The sequence below is a fragment of the Methylobacterium sp. Leaf113 genome (assembly GCF_001423325.1).
Taxonomy (GTDB): Bacteria; Pseudomonadota; Alphaproteobacteria; order Rhizobiales; family Beijerinckiaceae; genus Methylobacterium.
This window is the reverse complement of sequence record NZ_LMNJ01000049.1, coordinates 1-1,364: the sequence shown is the minus strand read 5'-3', so window position 1 is coordinate 1,364 and position 1,364 is coordinate 1. Positions and strand designations below refer to the sequence as shown.

1 pseudogene is annotated in these 1,364 nt (G+C 66.2%); it reads right to left on the bottom strand.

The features are described 5' to 3' along the window. Positions 1 to 117: 117 nt before the first annotated feature. Positions 118 to 1,177: pseudogene (locus tag ASF60_RS19585) on the bottom strand (IS630 family transposase). Positions 1,178 to 1,364: the final 187 nt, after the last annotated feature.

Genomic DNA, 1,364 nt, shown 5'->3' with positions numbered 1-1,364 from the left:
CATCCAGCTCTCCTCCTTGGAAAGCCGCGCATCGAATCACATCTGCGCCGCCCTCGAAACCCCAGCCGACTCAAGCCGATCGGACACCGCTCTAGTGCAATGACGCATTCAGATGGTTCATGGGAGTCTGGCGACAGCGCTGACGATCTGTGCGGCTGGTTTGGTCCAGGTGAAAGGCCGAGCGCGGCTGTTGTGCTCGGCAATGTAGCGCTTGATGGCGGCTTGGAGATCGACCACGCCCGTGAAGGTGCCGCGTCGTAGGCGGCGACGGGTCAGGGCGGAGAAGAAGCCCTCGACGGCGTTGAGCCAGGATGCCGAGGTCGGCGTGAAGTGGAAGGTCCAGCGCGGATGGCGTGCAAGCCAAGCGCGCACCTTCGGGTGCTTGTGTGTGGCGTAGTTGTCGAGGATCGCATGGATGACCTTGCCAGTCGGCACGGCGGCTTCGACGGAGTTGAGGAAGCGGATGAACTCGCCGTGGCGGTGGCGCTGCATGCAGCGGCCGATCACGGTGCCATGGAGGACGTCGAGGGCGGCAAACAGCGTCGTGGTGCCGTGCCGAGTGTAGTCGTGGGTCTGGGCGGCCGGGTGCCCGGGGGCGACCGGCAGATCGGGACGCGTGCGCTCCAAAGCCTGGATCTGGCTTTTCTCATCGAGCGAGAGCACCACGGCATGGGCCGGCGGGTCTTGTGTTGTGCCCCACCACGTCCTCCACCTTCTCGGCAAAGGCAGGGTCGCTCGAACGCTTGAAGGTACGGATCCGGTGCGGCTGAAGCCGGTTGGCCTGCCAGATCCGCTGCACGGACCGCAGCGAGATACCGGTCGCTTCGGCTACGGCACGGCCGGTCCAGTGAGTGACCTCGCCGGGCGGCTCTGAGCAGGTCAGGGCCAGCACATGCGCGACCGTGCCGGCGGGCAGCGGCTCCTTGCCGGGCGGGCGGGTCTTGTCGCCCAAGAGGCCCTCGACGCCCTCTTCGGCGTAACGCTGCTGCCAGCGCCAGACGGCCGGTCGGGTCACGCCGGTCTGCCGCGCGATCTCCTGCACCGTCAGGCGTTCGCCCGACTTCAGCACGATCTGGGCGCGCAGAATGTGCTTGAGTGGACAAGAGCGGTCGGTGGCGAGGGCCGTCAGCCGCGCCGTGGCGGCCTCAGCGAGGAGTACGCAGACAGTCTGAGCCATCCGCCCAGACTCGCACATCGCCGCCCATCCGTGAATCCTCTGAATGCGTCATTGCACTAGAGCGGTGTCCGATCGGCTTGAGTCGACTTGGGTTTCGAGGGCGGCGCAGATGTGATTCGATGCGCGGCTTTCCAAGGAGGAGAGCTGGATGCCCTCAGCCCTGTCAGCCGATCTGCGTGAACGCGTC